Source organism: Porphyromonas crevioricanis, from assembly GCF_900476255.1.
GTDB lineage: Bacteria > Bacteroidota > Bacteroidia > Bacteroidales > Porphyromonadaceae > Porphyromonas > Porphyromonas crevioricanis.
On record NZ_LS483447.1, the window covers coordinates 1,477,516 to 1,495,000 of the forward strand.

Below are 17,485 nucleotides of genomic sequence, written 5' to 3' on the forward strand. Positions count from 1 at the left end.
TATTTTCTATTGATCTTTTTATTTACTGAGGAGTCTACCGGTTATAGCTGGTAGTGGAATATCCCTATTACAAGGAGGTCTAATGCGCAAGACATGTGCAAGGCTTGGTGCTATGCGCCTTACCGAAGGTTTTTCATCAGCATAGATTGCGGCTTTGATACCCCAACCGAAGAATATAACAGGTGAGTCACAAGGCATCTTACGGTATTTCCCTTGTAGACTTGTGTCTCGGATGTCTATTATATTCGGCTCTACATACCAACCTGGAAGGATTTGAAGTATCAAATCGGCCTTTTCCTGCTTATGTATTCCATTGGCCAAACTTTGTTCAATTCCGATATAACTCTTCCTTGACAAAACAGGGATACAACTGGCCACACCAGCCATCTCTGACGTAAATTGGGCAGCCTTGATTTGAACTTCTTCCAAGGAAAGTTTGCGTTCCTCTACCAAGGAACGGTTCAGGTATATGTAATTATTTCGGTAAGACTTTATCCACTGACCCTGACCATATACGGCCATTAAGTACATATTGAGTAGTGCCTTGCATCGTTCTGGACTGAAATTGCGCGTGCTCCGTTTCCCGTTAGCAGAGCGAACAGGGGGCTGTCTGTATGAGGAATAACCTGTACCGCTCAACATCACAAGACAGTTAGATAGGCCTATTTTTCTCTCTACTGCATTTAGCAGTCTGGCGATGTTTGAATCTAAGCGAACATAAGCATCTTGCATTTCAGCTCCTTGTTCATAGTCCATAGCACCGGGATAGGGAGCTGCTGTATAGACCACGGAAAGCATATGAGGAGATGTTCCTAATTCATAACCATAATGTTCTACAAAGCTGATTGCCAGGTTTGTTACATCATCATTTACAAGTGGGGTCTTTTTGTATTGTTCAACACTTTCACCGATTTTGTGATAAAAAGGAGCAAAAGTCCCAGTATAAGGCAATAGTTGTCCCTCTACTTTCCTGCTGTTTTTCCAAGTCTTTCCACTCAATAATGCTCCGATGTTATTAGGAGTGCTATTAGCTTTCTCTACAAACCAAGGTAGTTGTTTGGTATAGTAGGTAGATGTCGCCCATCTCCCTTTATCATTTTCGATCCAGTATGCGGCGTCGGCTTCCTGTCCACCAGCCAGAATAGCTTCTTCCGGATTAGGAGCTATGCTGTATACCGAAGAGCGGCCTGCCGAAGCGTATTTGAGCTCATCCCCGATTGTAGACATTTGCAAAGCCAATGGGGAATATCGTTCCGAAGTATAGTTCCCCATGTAATTGGAATCCTCCACTACGGAGCTGCACTTATTAGTCTCTTCGTCATAAACAAGAGAGGCTCCGATACCATGCATGGAGGGGTATTCCCCGGTGTAAATACTAGCAATGGCAGAGGCTACATCCAATGGGTAAACGTCAAAATCAACAGAAGGGTATACTGCTCCTCCACTTAGTATTCGCCTCCAACCTTCCTGACTATACAGAGGAGAAAAGCCTATCAACAAATCACTTCGTAGCTGATCCACACTTATGCAGAGAAGCAAACGAGGAGTATGAGTTGGGGAAGTTAGCGATCCTGCATACACATTCATGGCAACAGAAAGAACTGCCACCAATGAAGCAAGTATGCCACGAGTTGAGTGACCGCCAGAATTTTCTTTTATCTGTTTTTGCTTAGCCATGTTTGATATATGGATACAGAAGCAATCGCAATAATAATGCCAACGAAAACTGTATTGATCCTCTGAGGCAGCAATAACGCTGTTGGGAAATAAATAATTACAGCTCCCAAAGCAGCTATTGGATAGAAACGGCTCAAAAAGCCATTCTTCCCCCAAAAAAGTAGGGGAAGACCAACAAACAAGTGAAAGGGGTGGAAAAATAGCAGATTGGCATTAGGCCACATAGCCGGATGCTCAGAAATGAAAGATAAAAAGAACAAGACAGACCCAAGCAGTCCAGAGACAAGAAGAATAAATGCACTATAGATATTGACCAAGCACCTGAATCTCGAGCTGCAAGGACGCATAGCCACAACGACTAACAAAGTGGTCAGCAAGGCAATGCCAAAACTGAAAAGGACAGGACTATCGAATGGGACCGTCTCTATATCAGGATCTTTGTAGGGGCTATGATATACCTGCTTTGCTTTTACCAGGCTTACAGCAGGTTTGTCTGCATAACGAATCTCAGACAACGGTAAAAATTCGGCAACCTTGGTTGGTAAAAAAACCTGTGTACGCAAGCTGACTTTTTGGTCTGCGGGAGCCGCAACAGCCAAATCCGTTCCAAGGATGAGCCACGGCATAGGTCTCTCTGCCTCATTGATCAATTGCCGAAGCGTGAGACTGTCCGCCGGAGGGATGTGTAGCTCTCCTCCCATTGCCTGCTCTATCATATCAACAGGACGAGTGGAGCAGTTATCGTAGAAAAAGTTGTAACGATATACTCGATTCTCCGGCTTCATGTTCTCTGTCAGACTCTGCTCCAATCGGAATATTGCCAGACTATCCATATCCAAAGCCAACTCAGTGAGGTCACTGCCACGACAGAGATAGTGGCTCATATATTCAGAAGCCTCAGAAACTCCCACCATATAGTCGGTTTGCCCATATACAAATCGACGCAGAAAACCCGGAGTATGAAAGTCAAAAAGGCCCCAATTATAAACCAAGTCTTCATCTGTATCTGGCTTTTGGATTCGTAAGCCGACATGACCATACAGGGTATATACTTCCTCCGTAATTGGAGAAGCGATCAGCAGACTTACGTTGATTTGTCCTCTATTGTCTTCTCGCTGGGCTGAGAGCTGTAGCACACTACACAGCAGCAATAACCCTAGATATATTACCCGGATACGAACGCTTGTCGCTTTGTTTTTGAGGATATGTAGATGTCTTGTTTGCATAAGAGCGAAGCAAAGGTAAGTTATCTGCATCAGCTACCCAAAGAGTAGAGAGTTAAAGAATAATTCCATTTGCTCTCAAAGATTTTATTATTTATTTAGCTCCTTTTTGCGAAAGACAAGTAGAGAAAGTTTTGTCACTAATGGATAGGAATAGGATTGAGAGCAAGATTTCTTTGATATTTCTTTCCAACGGCATTATTTATCTTTGCCAAAACTCATTGTCAAGTACAAATACACAATAAAATAAATGTAATTCATCATGGCAAAAAAAGTAGCAGAGACTCCTCTCATGAAGCAATACTTACAGATGAAAGCCAAACATCCCGATGCGATATTGCTCTTTCGTGTAGGAGACTTCTACGAGACTTTCTCTACCGATGCCATTGTCACAGCTGATATCTTGGGAATTACACTCACCAAGAGGGCCAATGGCTCTGCCAGTCATGTAGAATTAGCCGGATTTCCACACCATGCTCTTGATACCTACCTGCCCAAATTAGTTCGAGCGGGCAAACGAGTGGCTATTTGTGATCAGCTGGAAGATCCCAAAACAACGAAAACGCTGGTCAAACGAGGAATTACCGAACTGGTAACACCGGGTGTAGTGATGAATGACAATGTATTGCACAATAAGGAGAATAACTACTTGTCTGCAATCTATGCCCTTGCTCCACACGGCTATGGTATTGCCTTTTTAGATATATCCACTGGGGAGTTTATGGCAGGTCAGGGCAATGCTACCTTTGTAGATCGTCTGTTGATGGATTTCGCTCCCAAAGAGCTACTGGTGGAAAGGTCTCAGCGGGAGCAAATAATGATGAATTTCAAACCTTCAACATTCATCTATGATCTTGACGATTGGCTCTTTGGCCCTGAAAATAATGAGGAGCGGATTTGTCGCCACTTCGGGCTGAAAAATCTTAAGGGCCTCGGCTTGGAAGGCAAAATACCTGCAACCATTGCTGCCGGTGCCATATTGAACTATTTAGACCTCACCAGCCATAAAGAGTTGGAGCATATTTCTTCTCTTCGTCAACTCAATGAACAAGAATATGTACGTCTGGATCGCTTTACCATACGAAGCTTGGAATTGATCTCGGCAAACGATCCAAGTGGTATAAGCTTGTTGAATATTTTGGATCGCACTGTGTGTCCCATGGGGGGAAGACTGTTGCGCAAATGGTTGCTTTCTCCCCTGAAAAACATTGAAGCCATCACCAGACGACAATCAATGGTAACAGACCTGGTAGAGCAACCCGAACGGAGACAAATACTGCGTACTCACCTGAGTGAAATAGGAGATTTGGAACGTCTGGTCGGCAAGGCTGCAGTAGGCCGAATTAGCCCCAGAGAGATGCTTCAAGTAGGATTGGCACTTGATTCTATAGCTCCGATTCAAGAGGAGTTGTTGAGATCCTCACAAATCACAAGTCAAGAGATGGGTCAAGCCTTGGAGTTATTACCCGAGTTAGGAGATGAGATCCGAAAATCTATTGTCCCTGATGCCCCTATTGCTGTGGGGCGAGGTAAGGTGATTGCTGATGGTATTTCATCCGAATTGGACGAGCTCAGGGCTTTGGCAGGATCGGGGAAAAACTACTTATCCGAGTTGGTGAAACAAGAGATACAGACAACCGGAATTTCTTCTCTCAAAATAGGCTACAACAATGTTTTCGGCTACTACATAGAGGTGCGCAATGCACACAAAGACAAAGTGCCGGACAATTGGATACGAAAGCAGACTTTGGTGAACGCAGAGCGCTACATCACAGAGGAGCTGAAAAGCTATGAAGAGAAAATACTCGGAGCGGAGGAACGGTCCTTAATTATAGAGACAGAATTGTTTACTCAATTGGTAGGCAAACTTACTCGCTACATAAAGCCTTTGCAAAAGAATTGCAGATTATTGGCCGAATCGGATGTGTTATCGTCTTTTGCCGAAGTTGCTTCAGCCTATAGTTATACTTGTCCCAAGCTACACAATGGCTACTCATTACACATCACTGCTGGACGCCACCCCGTGATCGAACGGACACTACCGGCATCGGAGCCTTATATCCCAAATGATATTTATCTGGATAATGAGAAACAGCAGATTGCAATTATCACAGGCCCCAATATGAGCGGAAAGTCGGCTCTTCTTAGGCAAACAGCTCTCATTACCCTTTTGGCCCAGATTGGTAGTTATGTTCCGGCAAAATCCGCAGAAATAGGCGTTATCGACAGCCTCTTTACTCGAGTCGGTGCTTCGGATAATATTTCTATGGGCGAATCTACCTTCATGGTAGAAATGCAAGAAGCAGCTGGGATTTTGAACAACATCACTGATCGCAGCCTTGTCCTCTTTGATGAATTGGGACGTGGTACTTCCACCTATGATGGTATATCCATAGCCTGGGCTATTGTAGAATATCTGCATGGGACAAATAATGGGCGAGCAAAAACGCTCTTTGCTACACATTATCATGAATTGGGAGACTTGGAGAAGCAGCTATCTCGTGTTGTAAACTACAATGTATCGGCCAGAGAAGTAAATGGCAAAATGTTGTTCTTGCGAACGCTGGTGCCGGGCTGTGCCGAACATAGTTTCGGGATACAAGTGGCACGTCTGGCAGGTATGCCCAAGCCGATCACAGAGCGAGCAGAAGATATCCTCCGAATCTTGGAAAGTGACCAATCTGCAATAGAGACTAAAGTTGATGGTGCCAAGATGGTACACCGAGATCATTCTCACAATAAAAAAGAGGGGGCCTACCAGCTCAGCTTCTTCCAGTTGGAAGATCCCTTATTATCTGACATACGTAGAGAATTACTTGATATAGATATCAATACCCTTACCCCAATAGATGCCTTAAACAAACTGGATGCTGTCCAGCGTCTTTTGCGAGGCCATTGAACAATTCTTTTGAGAGTTACCTCGTGCTACAATTGATAGTTTGCAACAGTTCTGCATGTTGAGACCATTTCAAAGAAGAAAAATGCTCAAGAGATTGTATGGTTGCTCGGCTAAGTTCTTTGTCGAAAGGATTGTAAAGCGTGAGTTTGCTTATCTTTGCCCGATACTAAACCTAAGTTGCATGGCCAATGGCAGTAAAACTGATTGCCATGAAACTATCTAAACATCATAATCTACTAAGTTGTATGGAATGGAAACGCTATCGTTTGGCCAATAATGTCCTAGGATGGTTCTCCTTTTTTGTGGCTGCCGTAGTCTATCTACTGACTATTGGCCCGACTGCTAGCCTCTGGGACTGTGCTGAATTTATTGTGTGTGTCAATAAATTGGAGGTCGGCCATCCACCTGGAGCTCCGTTCTTCATGCTTGTCTATAATGTGGTAAGCCATTTCACTTCAGACCCCTCTCTGGTCGCTTGGCTGTGCAATGCAACTTCGGCCTTGCTGTCAGCTTTCACCATACTTTTCTTGTATTGGACTACGACGGCTCTCGTGCGAAGAGTAGTTGCTCCAAAATATCTCGATCAAGAGCTCACTCTCCCTCAAGCAATTGTAATCTTGGGAGGAGGTTTGGTGGCTGCCTTGACGTATACTTTCACGGATTCTTTCTGGTTCAACGCGGTAGAAGCTGAGGTCTATGCCTTCAGCTCCTTCTTTACTGCTATTGTCTTTTGGCTCATGCTCAAATGGGCCGATCGAGCAGACAATGAGCGCAGTGACCGTTGGCTTATCCTCATTGCCTATCTCATGGGGCTCTCTATTGGAGTACACTTGCTCAACCTGCTGTGTATACCCGCAATGGGACTCATATACTACTATCGACGCTCCTCGAAAACCACAGCCAAGGGATGGTTAGGGGCAATCTTGTTGAGCTGCCTCATAGTAGGGGTAATGATGTATGGTGTGATCCAGGGGGTAGCCAAAGCTGCTGGGACATTCGATCTCTTCGCTGTAAATACATTGGGGCTTCCTTTCAATTCCGGTATATACATCTACTTGGTGATATTGGCTGCAGCTCTTGTTTGGGGTGTGTACGAATCCGACCGTGCTACCAAGGGATACTTCAGAAGCGAGATGCGCGTGAAGATGAGCTTTCTTCTCACTGTATTGCTAATGGGTATTCCGTTCTTAGGCTCCGGTTTATGGCTGGGTTTGATCCTCTCTGTCGCTCTGGGGATATATCTGTTTTCATCCAAAAACATGAGTGTGAAACTGCTACATATGTTGCAGATGAGCCTTATGGTGATTGTGATTGGCTATACCTCCTATGGCGTTATTCTGGTGAGAGCCGCTGCCAAGCCCCCTATGAACGAGAACGATCCGTCCAATGCCTTTGCCATGCGTTCCTATTTGGCTCGTGAGCAATACGGATCCAACCCTCTGTTGTACGGACCTACATTCACCGCCCGTGCTTATCAATTTGAGTATGACAAGGTTTACAAGAAAGATGTAACAGCTGGTAAGGATCGCTATATACCACTGAACAAAGATATTCCCGAGTATAAGTACCGCAGCGAAGATAAGATGCTCTTCCCTCGGATTTTTGATCCTTCTCCCAGCCATGTAGAAGGGTACAATATATGGATGGGTAGAAATCCTAATGACATGAGCACTCCTACGTTTTTGGACAACTTGAGATTCTTTGCTTCCTATCAGGTCAATTATATGTACTGGAGGTACTTTTTTTGGAACTTCGTGGGGCGTCAAAATGATTTGCAAGGCGACGGCTCTCTAACCAAGGGAAATGTGATGACCGGCATTTCGCCAATTGATAATGCTCTCATAGGGCCGACCGATGAGATGCCAGATGATATAGTGGCCAATAAGGGGCATAATGTCTATTATTTGCTTCCTCTGCTATTGGGGCTTTTGGGATTTTTGTACCAGGTACTCAAAGGGGAGAGAGGTAATCAGGCTTTTTGGATCACTTTTGCCTTGTTCTTCATGACGGGCTTAGCCATCGTGATCTATGTAAATCAATACACAGGTCAGCCACGTGAGCGAGACTATTCGTACGTGGGTTCGTTCTATGCTTTCTGTATCTGGATTGGTTTCGGGTTAGCCATGCTGTATGAATTATTGACAAAGATCAAATCTTTACCCCGAGTGGCTGCCGCTTTGATAGCCACGGTTTTGTCTTTGGTGGTACCGATCCAGATGGCAGCACAGAATTGGGATGACCACGATCGATCCGGACGAACTGCTACCAAAGACTTTGGAACTAATTTCTTGGAAAGCTGTGAGCCGAACTCTGTTATTTTCTGTTTTGGAGACAATGATACTTTTCCTCTCTGGTATTGCCAAGAGATAGAGGGTATACGCACCGATGTACGAGCTTGTAATCTCGGTTATTTAGGGGCAGATTGGTATGTAGATCAGATGAAGCAAGAGGCGTACCGAAGTCAACCTCTACCAATGAATACCTATCAATCGAATTTCTACTCTGTCCATAACATCGTACGTCTGAACCCTCAGGGCTCTCCGATGGATATAGGTCAGGCATTGGATGCAACTTATGCCGATAATCGATCTGAGTACCCTCTCTTACCATCTTCTTCGTTAATCCTCCAGAATGATAGTGCTGCTCTGAATATATTGCCCAATGAATTGAAGCCTTACTTTCAGCCACAAATGGATTTGTCTTTGGCTGGGAAGAGTTTTGTCGGGCGTACTGAAATAGCTCTACTCGATATGCTCCGGCACAACCGATGGGAGCGACCACTTTACTGGTGTATCTCTTCTCCAACTGAGACTCTATCAAACTTGAGAGATTATCTCGTGCAAGAAGGCATGGCTTTCCGTATGTACCCGGCAACAGGTCGTCAATCATACGCATTGGGCAACTTGGATAGATCATACCAAGTATTTATGGAAAAGTTTGCTTTCGGTGGGGCTCACGATCCTTCGGTTTATTTCGATGCAAACGTGAGAGGAATGGCTGAAACAGTTCGTTCCAATGCTGCAGCTCCTTTGGCCAAAGCTCTGGTCGCTCGTGGAGACAAAGAGAAGGCTCAAGCAGTGCTTCGTAAGACCCTCAAAGGAATAAATCCCAAGGTAGTGCCTTACGATCGGGTACGCTCATTGTCCTTTGCGCAAGCACTCTATGCGGCAGACATGAGACAAGAGGGCGATGAAGTAATATCATCCATTTGCAACTCTGCGATCAAATCTTTGCGTTGGTTTTTGCGTCTTAGCCCATCTAAGCTGGAGCGCGTGATTAAAGAGGGAGATGTACAACTCTGTTTCCTATCCGCTACCGAGTGTATAGCTTTAGCTCAAGCGATGAATAGCAGTGTGCTCAATGAGAATGAGAAGGAAGTAAGACGATTGTATGCCTTATTTACCGGAAGTCCGTATGAAAACGCTCCGCAGGATAGTCAACAAAAGACTGATCAAGCAGAAAAGGCAACACCAGATGCTTCTCCTGCCGATTCCTCTGCAGAATAAAGAACTCCGATTTTGATAGACAGGATCATATGCCGTGTGCCGATGTGGTACCGGGCACTTATACCAGGTGCCCGGTGGCGAATCCCTGCCCGAGAAGGGAAGAGTATCTATCTGACTTTTGATGATGGGCCTATACCCGAGGTTACTCCTTGGGTTCTGGACGAACTGGACAGGCTGGGAGTAAAGGCAACTTTTTTTTGTGTTGGAGATAATGTCAGGAAGTACCCTGACTTACTGGTCGAAATTCTTCGTCGTGGGCATGGTATTGGCAATCATACTTATCATCACATACAAGGGCTCAAGACTTCCGCAAACCGATATTTAGAAGATGTAGAAAAAGCCGATGCCCTTATTGGTTCTCGCTATTTTCGTCCGCCACACGGACACCTGCGACTGTCTCAAATCAAGAAGTTGAGCAATCGATTCGACCTGATCATGTGGGATGTTGTGACTAGAGATTACAATGCTTCTCTATCTCCCGAAACAATCATGGGCTATGTGCGTCGTTATGCACGTAATGGCTCAATCATTGTTTTTCACGACTCACTCAAGGCGCAAAAGAATATGCGCATTGTGATGCCACAAGCGGTAGAATGGCTCCTAGAGCAAGGGTACCGCTTCATGCGCATAGGGGATGATCTTGATCCCATAGATACCTCCTTGCCCAGCAGAATACGAGAGATCATCTCTATGGGGCAGGATGAAGAACAATCATCATCCTCTCTACTTCTATGACTATGTCCCCTCAAGCAGAAGAAAAGCCCTTTCTTGTCACTACTGAAGATGGTTCCCCAACTCTCTACAGACGGGAGAATAAGGAATATTATCATTCCATACACGGGGCTGTCACGGAGAGTACACACATATTCATAGAAGCAGGCTTAAAGTACCACGTAGCTAAGTTAGGCCCTGGTTGCTTCTTTTGCTCGAGACAACCTTTGCGATTGTTTGAGTTGGGCTTCGGAACTGGTCTCAATGCTTTGCTAACACTTGCCGAAGCCGAAAAACTTCGGCAAAGACTCATTTACTACAGCATTGAGTTGCATCCGATCGAGGTCGACATCTACGAACAACTGGAGTACGAATTGCCTCACTCGGACAAATTGCTCATGCGGGATTATCTAAGAGAAATGCACAGAGCTCCATGGGATGAACCCATTGCCCTAACTCCATACTTCACCCTGCATAAGATCGAAGGTGATGTATTGCGTAGAAAGCTGCCTGATGACATCGACATTTTCTATATGGATGCCTTCTCTCCTGAGTCTCAATCAGAACTTTGGACACTCGACTTATTTAAGCGATTGCAGCAGATTGCCAACCCGGGGGCTACCCTTACGACTTATTGCGCTAAAGGCGATGTACGACGCACTCTGCTCGAAGTCGGTTTTTCTGTGGAAAAACTCCCTGGACCTCCCGGTAAGCGACATATTTTACGCGCCACCAAACTGAACTAATCCTATCCGATGCGTGTTCTGACAAGGAAATCATATCAAGTATAACAACATATTTCTATGGACAACAACCAATCTACAACCTACACCCTGCTCGATGGGAAGAAGGTCTCTCAAGAAATCAAACAGGAGATTTCTGCCGAGGTACAACGGATGGTCGAAGCCGGCCTCAAACGTCCTCATTTGGCCGCCGTATTAGTCGGGCACGATGGTGGCAGTGAGACCTATGTGGCTAGCAAGGTAAAAGCTTGCGAAGAAGTGGGTTTTGGATCTTCTCTGATTCGCTTTGAAGATGATATCACCGAAGAGGAGCTCCTTGCCTGTGTGGATCGTCTCAACAAGGATACAGACGTAGACGGCTTTATCGTACAAGTTCCTTTGCCCAAGCATATCAACGAACAAAGAGTTATTGAAGCGATCTCTCCATCGAAAGACGTAGACGGCTTCCATCCGATCAATGTTGGTCGTCTGAGCATCGGTCTACCTGGATTTGTATCTGCTACGCCCAAAGGTGTGATAGAACTACTTCGTAGATATAATATCCCCACAAAGGGAAAACACTGTGTGATACTGGGGCGTAGCAATATCGTGGGAAAGCCGATGTCTATGCTCATGGTAGAGAAAGCTCAACCAGGAGATTGTACGGTGACTGTATGTCATAGCAGAACAGCCAATCTCGAAGAAATTGCTCGGTCGGCTGATATCCTGATCGCTGCTATGGGACGTCCTGAGAGTGTAACAAAGGAGATGATAAAGCCCGGAGCAATCGTGATAGATGTGGGCACGACCCTCGTACCGGATGCTTCTCGTAAGAGTGGAGTAAGACTGACCGGAGATGTGAAGTTCGACGAAGTAGCCCCTCTTACCTCTTTCATCACTCCGGTACCCGGTGGTGTCGGTCCCATGACTATTGCTTGCCTGATGATGAATACACTGGAGGCTGCAAAGGCTGCTTTAAAGTAAAAAGTAGCTCTCAAAGTATTTAGCAAACAAAGCAAAGATCAATAATGAGGAAATATTCGATCGAATACTAAACTTGCCTTCTTTTTCCCCTCTTTCCAAGTTCCGATGAATAAGGCTTTCTGGAGAGGGCGAAATTATCTCCTGAGAGAATAATCGTTAGCTCCTGTATTAGCGAAATTTCTCTCAGGAGATATTTTTGCTCCCTCCTGTTTTATTTTACGTCTCTCTTAATGGGATAATTTTCGTTCTTTCTCGTGCTAGTCAAAAAAGACTCCTCTCGACATAAAAAAGTTAGCTTTGAAAAAACAAAAACCTAAAATTATCCTGAATGAGGTGACAGTCATCTCTGACCAGTAACAATTCAAATCAGTGACCCTATTTCGAATTACCCCTCCCTCTTGACGATCTATTTTTTCAGTGCACGTTAGACCATAAATGATATATTTAGCTCATGTAACAGTGTAGAATGATGAAAAATATCGGACATTACTTCGCAATCTTTTTTCTATGCCTTGTTGGTATATCCAATCAGTCTATTTGGGCACAGACTTCCGAGGTTTCTTCGGATGACGACTCCTCCCAACAATTGTTTAAGTGGATTTCTCTCTCCTTTGAAACAGGCCGAGGAACTGCCTTTCTGAATAGTGATATTACGTCGGGGGAGAATCAAATTTCCAATTACAGAGATGTGATGAGTGGATACAATATACGAATGGCCCTATACTTCAAGGATAAAACTCGCAGTAATCTGGGGCTTTTCGTCAATAGTCTTAACTATTCCAATCAGTCACCACATAGGAAAGTAGCCGAGATTACAAAGTTGGATTTTGGTTTGGCATCACGTACCCGCATGTACCAAAGAGGAGTACATCGAATCTATTCTGAAAGCGAATTGGGTGCTTCCTACACGACCTTCACTTCAGCTCAGGAAGTGACCGAGGTGGTGCCCTCTTCTCGTTGGGGCCTTGCAGTCGGACTCTCCTTCCAATATGCTCATAGACTTGATTGGGGACAGGAAATTGGTGTTAAAGCCTTTGTTAATGCCTCTCCGTTCTTTGGTAAAACTCCTGCTAGTGTGACTATAAAACCTCTTGGCTCCTACTCTCTAGGGCTCGGTGTTTCTCTTACTCTGTAAACTCCGGAATTTTTATAGTGAAACTAGTCTAATGTAAAAGGGTGTGCCGAATATTTTCAGCACACCCTTTCTTTTTAGTTTTCAGGTTCAATAGAAGCTGTGCAGAGCTCTCCCTCAAAGGCAACATAGAAGGCTTTGGGAGATTTTGCGGAATGTTGTAATCGCAAAGAGTTTTGAAAGCAGGGTAGGGGAGCATCAAAACAACTTAAACCATGAGTTAATCGTTTTTTTTGCGAATGCTGTTCTAATCTCGTGTGTATTACTCCAAAAACAGAATCAGTATCCCATGTGTTAAATACGTATTCGGATAAATGTGATTAACCGAAGAGTGAGCCATTAATGCGGATTTTATTGTCTTGATATTATGCTTCAAAGTATTGTTCATTATACCCTGCACTTCATTGCTCCTTTGAGATTGGCATATATCTTTTTCCCGAAGCAATGGAAAAGGGCCTACATGGCAATGTTCTTGACAATGTTGGTAGATTTAGATCATCTATTTGCGATTCCAATTTTTGATCCGAACAGATGTAGTATAGGTTTCCATCCTTTGCATAGCTATTGGGCGATAGTGGTGTATTTGGTGATGTGCTTTTTGCCTTACAAACGTTGGGGGCTTCCTTGGTGGTTGAGAGCAGTTGGTATAGGCCTTCTATTCCACATGATTACGGATTTTCAGGATTATTACCTATGGAGATACCTCTACAGCTTAGTTTAGTTCGGATTATGAAGAAAATTCTCTCAATTCGATAATTATGGGGAGGTATAGTTTTTTTGGCAGGTATGCTATTATGTTGTATAGTACGTAGACGGGTGCTGCTTCTATTATTCGGTTTATGACAAAAGCGATTGGTTTGGCGGGCTTCATAAGGGCAGAGTAGCTTTAAGAGGCGGTTGTAGCGTATGGGTGCTGCATCTTTGGCGATATTTCTTGGAGTATGTGTAGCCCATATAAGACTACTCTGCGAAAGTACAAATTATCGGCCTTGAGGGGGATGTTGTATTCTGTCATCGTAGGGAACGATTTCTCTTTTTTCTTTCTGCTGATTATTCCTTCTTGCATCTCTTTTGTATCTATATAATTTTCCTAAGAATATTATAATTTCATTTTCTTTTTCTGGTATTTTTTCTTGAAATTGGGGTATTATTGAGTCTGTTTTTCTCTTGTTTTTTTTGTTCTCTATGGAGCTGTTTTTTTCTAACAGGGGAGCGAGCAAAAATTCTCTCCTGTGAGAGCAAACTTTTTCTCCTGTGTTAGCAAAATTTCTCTGAGGAGAAAAAACCGACCTTTCCAGAACGCTCTATTCATCGGCCTTTTAGGCGGTCATTGTAAAGCCTTTGAGAGTTTTTTTTGTTCACTTGTATTTGGCTGCTTTTTCAGGTGTTTTTTCTCTTCTTTTTGCGAGCATGATGCTTAACAAAACATGCCACATTTAGGAGTGAGAGATATGCCCCTTTTCTTCTTCCGACAGGATAGCATTTTCCCTTCTCACCTCTTATTTCTCCTCTCTCGCTTCTCCTCTCTCGCTTCTCCTCTCTCGCTTCTCCTCTCTCGCTTCTCCTCTCTCGCTTCTCCTCTCTCGCTTCTCCCTTCTCGCTTCTTTTTTCATAATCTCATGTGTTTCCATGTTTTTTTTCTCTTTTTCTTGATTTCTTGTTTTGGAGTTGTTTTTCCGGGAAAAAGTTTTGTTTTTGTTTCGTGCTGATTTCAAGTCTGTTAGGCCTCTCTCGACTAATCTTTCGTCAAATATTTTGGTATTTGATTTGGATTGGAAGGAAAAACTGTTTTATCTTTGCATTCGCTAAGCCCGAGCGGGGCGCCACTTGAAAGGAATGGCAGAAGGCGATAGAGCTGTTATTTGAGGAGTGTGTACTCCTTTTTTTTGACAGTGGTCTGCTGCTTGTTTTTTTAAGTTGGACTCGGTTTTCCTTTTTTTTGAGTGGCTTTTTGCAGCTGATCCAGAGGGTTGGCTTGCCGGGGAGCATTCTTAGGAAAGGGGAGTTTAGGTAAAGCGAAGAGATCTTTGACGATATTCATAGAACAAAAGTGTAGTACAGGAATGTTTTTTTCCTCTCCTTTATTTTGGCTGTGAAGTTTTTTTCACGTGATTATTATAGAGGGGGTCATATAAGGAAACGAGACTTTCGTCAAGTACAACCAACCAGGCGAACGATAATGAGCATATAACAGGAAAACAAACAAAACAAGATAACAATGGAGAGTTTGATCCTGGCTCAGGATGAACGCTAGCGATAGGCTTAACACATGCAAGTCGAGGGGCATCGGGTAAGTAGCTTGCTACTTATGCCGGCGACCGGCGCACGGGTGCGTAACGCGTATGCAACCTACCTGTCAGACTGGGATAACCCGGTGAAAGCCGGACTAATACTGGATACACTTATTCTTCTGCATGGGGGGATAAGGAAAGATTTATTACTGACAGATGGGCATGCGTTCCATTAGCTAGTTGGTGAGGTAACGGCTCACCAAGGCGACGATGGATAGGGGAACTGAGAGGTTTATCCCCCACACTGGTACTGAGACACGGACCAGACTCCTACGGGAGGCAGCAGTGAGGAATATTGGTCAATGGGCGAGAGCCTGAACCAGCCAAGTCGCGTGAGGGCAGACGGTCCTAAGGATTGTAAACCTCTTTTTCAGGGGAGTAAAATTAGATACGCGTATTTAATTGCAAGTACCCTGCGAATAAGCATCGGCTAACTCCGTGCCAGCAGCCGCGGTAATACGGAGGATGCGAGCGTTATCCGGATTTATTGGGTTTAAAGGGTGCGTAGGTTGTTTTGTAAGTCAGTGGTGAAACCTGGGGGCTCAACCCCTAGCATGCCGTTGAAACTGCAGAGCTAGAGATTAGAATAGGTAGGCGGAATGTATGGTGTAGCGGTGAAATGCATAGATATCATACAGAACCCCGATTGCGAAGGCAGCTTACCGGGCTATATCTGACACTGAAGCACGAAAGCGTGGGTATCAAACAGGATTAGATACCCTGGTAGTCCACGCCGTAAACGATGATTACTCGGAGTATGCGATATGAGTGTATGCTTCTTAGCGAAAGCGTTAAGTAATCCACCTGGGGAGTACGTCGGCAACGATGAAACTCAAAGGAATTGACGGGGGCCCGCACAAGCGGAGGAACATGTGGTTTAATTCGATGATACGCGAGGAACCTTACCCGGGATTGAAATATAGATGACAGGCAGCGAGAGTTGTTATCCCTTCGGGGCATCTATGTAGGTGCTGCATGGTTGTCGTCAGCTCGTGCCGTGAGGTGTCGGCTTAAGTGCCCTAACGAGCGCAACCCACATTATTAGTTACTAACAGGTTAAGCTGAGGACTCTAATAAGACTGCCGGCGTAAGCCGTGAGGAAGGTGTGGATGACGTCAAATCAGCACGGCCCTTACATCCGGGGCGACACACGTGTTACAATGGTAGGGACAAAGGGCAGCTACCGGGCGACCGGATGCGAATCTCCAAACCCTATCCCAGTTCGGATCGGAGTCTGCAACTCGACTCTGTGAAGCTGGATTCGCTAGTAATCGCGCATCAGCCATGGCGCGGTGAATACGTTCCCGGGCCTTGTACACACCGCCCGTCAAGCCATGGGAGTCGGGGGTACCTGAAGTACGTAACCGCGAGGGGCGTCCTAGGGTAATACCGGTGACTGGGGCTAAGTCGTAACAAGGTAGCCGTACCGGAAGGTGCGGCTGGAACACCTCCTTTCTGGAGTTCGTTACGTTTGCACAGGGAAGGATTTTATGTATAAGACGACTTGTGCTCTCTTTTGTTTCTATGATTTTCGATATAGGTGTTAGTTCTGTTTATGGGCTCTTTCATTTTATCGAGTCTTCTGCGTGAATATTTTAGCGTGGGGGGGGATAGGAGAGTGTTTTGTATAGGTGGCTAACATCATGGAGACCACTGGGAGATGGGCGTTATTATTTTCCGTGTGTTTTCAGGCAGTCGATGCAGTCCTATAGCTCAGTTGGTTAGAGCGCTACACTGATAATGTAGAGGTCGGCAGTTCAACTCTGCCTGGGACTACGGGGGATTAGCTCAGCTGGCTAGAGCACCTGCTTTGCAAGCAGGGGGTCATCGGTTCGAATCCGATATTCTCCACATTTCTTATTAGGGGAGGATCTTCTAATAGGGAAGCGATCTTTGACGTAATGATAGAACAAAAACAATAGAGCAAAAAGAAAACAACCCGTGTGTAGGATTAACCACACACATAAGGCGAATTTGATAAGGGCAGACGGTGGATGCCTAGGCTCTCAGAAGCGAAGAAGGACGTGATAAGCTGCGAAAAGCTGCGGTTATTGGCACATACGAATTGACCCGCAGATTTCCGAATGGGGCAACCCGTCAGGCAGGAGGTCTGACACTGCGACAAGCAGGGCGAACGTGGGGAACTGAAACATCTTAGTACCCATAGGAAAAGAAAACAAAAGTGATTCCCTCAGTAGTGGCGAGCGAACGGGGATTAGCCCAAACCTATATTGTGATTGCAATATGGGGGTAATAGGACTTCGATATAGATTTTACACAGTTAGAAGAAGCGTATGGAAATGCGCACCATAGGGGGTGATAGTCCCGTATTTTAAAGCT

At 44.8% G+C, this 17,485-nt stretch carries 10 protein-coding genes, 2 tRNA genes and 2 rRNA genes (1 of these 14 cut by a window edge); 11 read left to right on the forward strand and 3 right to left on the reverse strand.

All coding sequences use genetic code 11. The features are described 5' to 3' along the window. Positions 1–18 precede the first annotated feature (18 nt). Positions 19–1,677, reverse strand: a complete 1,659-nt coding sequence (locus DQN70_RS06425; protein ID WP_023938579.1) for an alkaline phosphatase family protein — start codon at positions 1,675–1,677, stop codon at positions 19–21. Next, on the reverse strand, positions 1,656–2,903 hold the full coding sequence (locus DQN70_RS06430; protein WP_158441725.1) for a lipoprotein N-acyltransferase Lnb domain-containing protein: 1,248 nt from the start codon (positions 2,901–2,903) through the stop codon (positions 1,656–1,658). Before DQN70_RS06430 ends, DQN70_RS06425 begins: the two co-directional genes overlap by 22 nt. A 259-nt stretch (positions 2,904–3,162) precedes the next feature. Here DQN70_RS06430 and mutS point away from each other — a divergent pair, with 259 nt between their 5' ends. The 7 genes from mutS (at position 3,163) to DQN70_RS09610 (ending at position 13,575) form a co-directional block, all read left to right on the forward strand. Continuing rightward, positions 3,163–5,799 (forward strand): DNA mismatch repair protein MutS, encoded by a 2,637-nt coding sequence (mutS, locus tag DQN70_RS06435; RefSeq protein WP_023938583.1) that lies wholly within the window; start codon positions 3,163–3,165, stop codon positions 5,797–5,799. Between the two features lie 188 nt (positions 5,800–5,987). Then, complete coding sequence (locus tag DQN70_RS06440; RefSeq protein WP_231968795.1) at positions 5,988–9,305, forward strand: glycosyltransferase family 117 protein; 3,318 nt, start codon at positions 5,988–5,990, stop codon at positions 9,303–9,305. 42 nt (positions 9,306–9,347) lie between these two features. Next, the gene (locus DQN70_RS06445; protein WP_078801634.1) at positions 9,348–10,040 is read left to right on the forward strand and encodes a polysaccharide deacetylase family protein; all 693 of its coding nucleotides are present in this window, start codon (positions 9,348–9,350) and stop codon (positions 10,038–10,040) included. 2 nt (positions 10,041–10,042) lie between these two features. After that, positions 10,043–10,762, forward strand: coding sequence for a tRNA (5-methylaminomethyl-2-thiouridine)(34)-methyltransferase MnmD (gene mnmD / locus DQN70_RS06450; RefSeq protein WP_023938590.1), 720 nt, complete (start codon positions 10,043–10,045; stop codon positions 10,760–10,762). Between the two features lie 57 nt (positions 10,763–10,819). After that, positions 10,820–11,722 carry a bifunctional methylenetetrahydrofolate dehydrogenase/methenyltetrahydrofolate cyclohydrolase FolD gene (gene folD / locus DQN70_RS06455; protein ID WP_023938592.1) on the forward strand — a complete coding sequence of 301 codons (903 nt, stop codon included), beginning with the start codon at positions 10,820–10,822 and terminating at the stop codon, positions 11,720–11,722. 466 nt (positions 11,723–12,188) lie between these two features. After that, positions 12,189–12,857, forward strand: a complete 669-nt coding sequence (locus DQN70_RS06460; RefSeq protein ID WP_023939190.1) for a hypothetical protein — start codon at positions 12,189–12,191, stop codon at positions 12,855–12,857. A 364-nt stretch (positions 12,858–13,221) separates the two neighbouring features. Next, positions 13,222–13,575 (forward strand): DUF6122 family protein, encoded by a 354-nt coding sequence (locus DQN70_RS09610; protein ID WP_023938598.1) that lies wholly within the window; start codon positions 13,222–13,224, stop codon positions 13,573–13,575. Between the two features lie 778 nt (positions 13,576–14,353). Here DQN70_RS09610 and DQN70_RS06475 read toward each other — a convergent pair. Then, the gene (locus DQN70_RS06475; RefSeq protein WP_111759313.1) at positions 14,354–14,569 is read right to left on the reverse strand and encodes a hypothetical protein; all 216 of its coding nucleotides are present in this window, start codon (positions 14,567–14,569) and stop codon (positions 14,354–14,356) included. A gap of 500 nt (positions 14,570–15,069) precedes the next feature. Between DQN70_RS06475 and DQN70_RS06480 the strand changes: the two genes are divergently transcribed. The 4 genes from DQN70_RS06480 to DQN70_RS06495 all read left to right on the forward strand — a co-directional run. Beyond that, positions 15,070–16,600 (forward strand): 16S ribosomal RNA (locus tag DQN70_RS06480). Positions 16,601–16,847: 247 nt separating this feature from the next. Next, positions 16,848–16,921: transfer RNA gene (locus tag DQN70_RS06485), tRNA-Ile, on the forward strand. Position 16,922: 1 nt separating this feature from the next. Next, a tRNA-Ala gene (locus DQN70_RS06490) sits at positions 16,923–16,996 on the forward strand. Positions 16,997–17,112: 116 nt separating this feature from the next. Then, positions 17,113–17,485, forward strand: a 23S ribosomal RNA gene (locus DQN70_RS06495); it runs 2,505 nt beyond the window's last position. Together the 16S and 23S rRNA genes with 2 tRNA genes alongside form the textbook arrangement of a ribosomal RNA operon.

What these genes read in the sequence shown, in the direction of transcription:
- DQN70_RS06430 (WP_158441725.1), bottom strand. Translation starts at nt 2,903, where the DNA reads ATGCAAACAAGACATCTACATATCCTCAAAAACAAAGCGACAAGCGTT.
- DQN70_RS06460 (WP_023939190.1), top strand. Translation starts at nt 12,189, where the DNA reads ATGATGAAAAATATCGGACATTACTTCGCAATCTTTTTTCTATGCCTT.
- DQN70_RS06445 (WP_078801634.1), top strand. Translation starts at nt 9,348, where the DNA reads ATGTGGTACCGGGCACTTATACCAGGTGCCCGGTGGCGAATCCCTGCC.
- DQN70_RS06440 (WP_231968795.1), top strand. Translation starts at nt 5,988, where the DNA reads ATGGCAGTAAAACTGATTGCCATGAAACTATCTAAACATCATAATCTA.
- mutS (WP_023938583.1), top strand. Translation starts at nt 3,163, where the DNA reads ATGGCAAAAAAAGTAGCAGAGACTCCTCTCATGAAGCAATACTTACAG.
- DQN70_RS09610 (WP_023938598.1), top strand. Translation starts at nt 13,222, where the DNA reads ATGCTTCAAAGTATTGTTCATTATACCCTGCACTTCATTGCTCCTTTG.
- folD (WP_023938592.1), top strand. Translation starts at nt 10,820, where the DNA reads ATGGACAACAACCAATCTACAACCTACACCCTGCTCGATGGGAAGAAG.
- DQN70_RS06425 (WP_023938579.1), bottom strand. Translation starts at nt 1,677, where the DNA reads ATGGCTAAGCAAAAACAGATAAAAGAAAATTCTGGCGGTCACTCAACT.
- mnmD (WP_023938590.1), top strand. Translation starts at nt 10,043, where the DNA reads ATGTCCCCTCAAGCAGAAGAAAAGCCCTTTCTTGTCACTACTGAAGAT.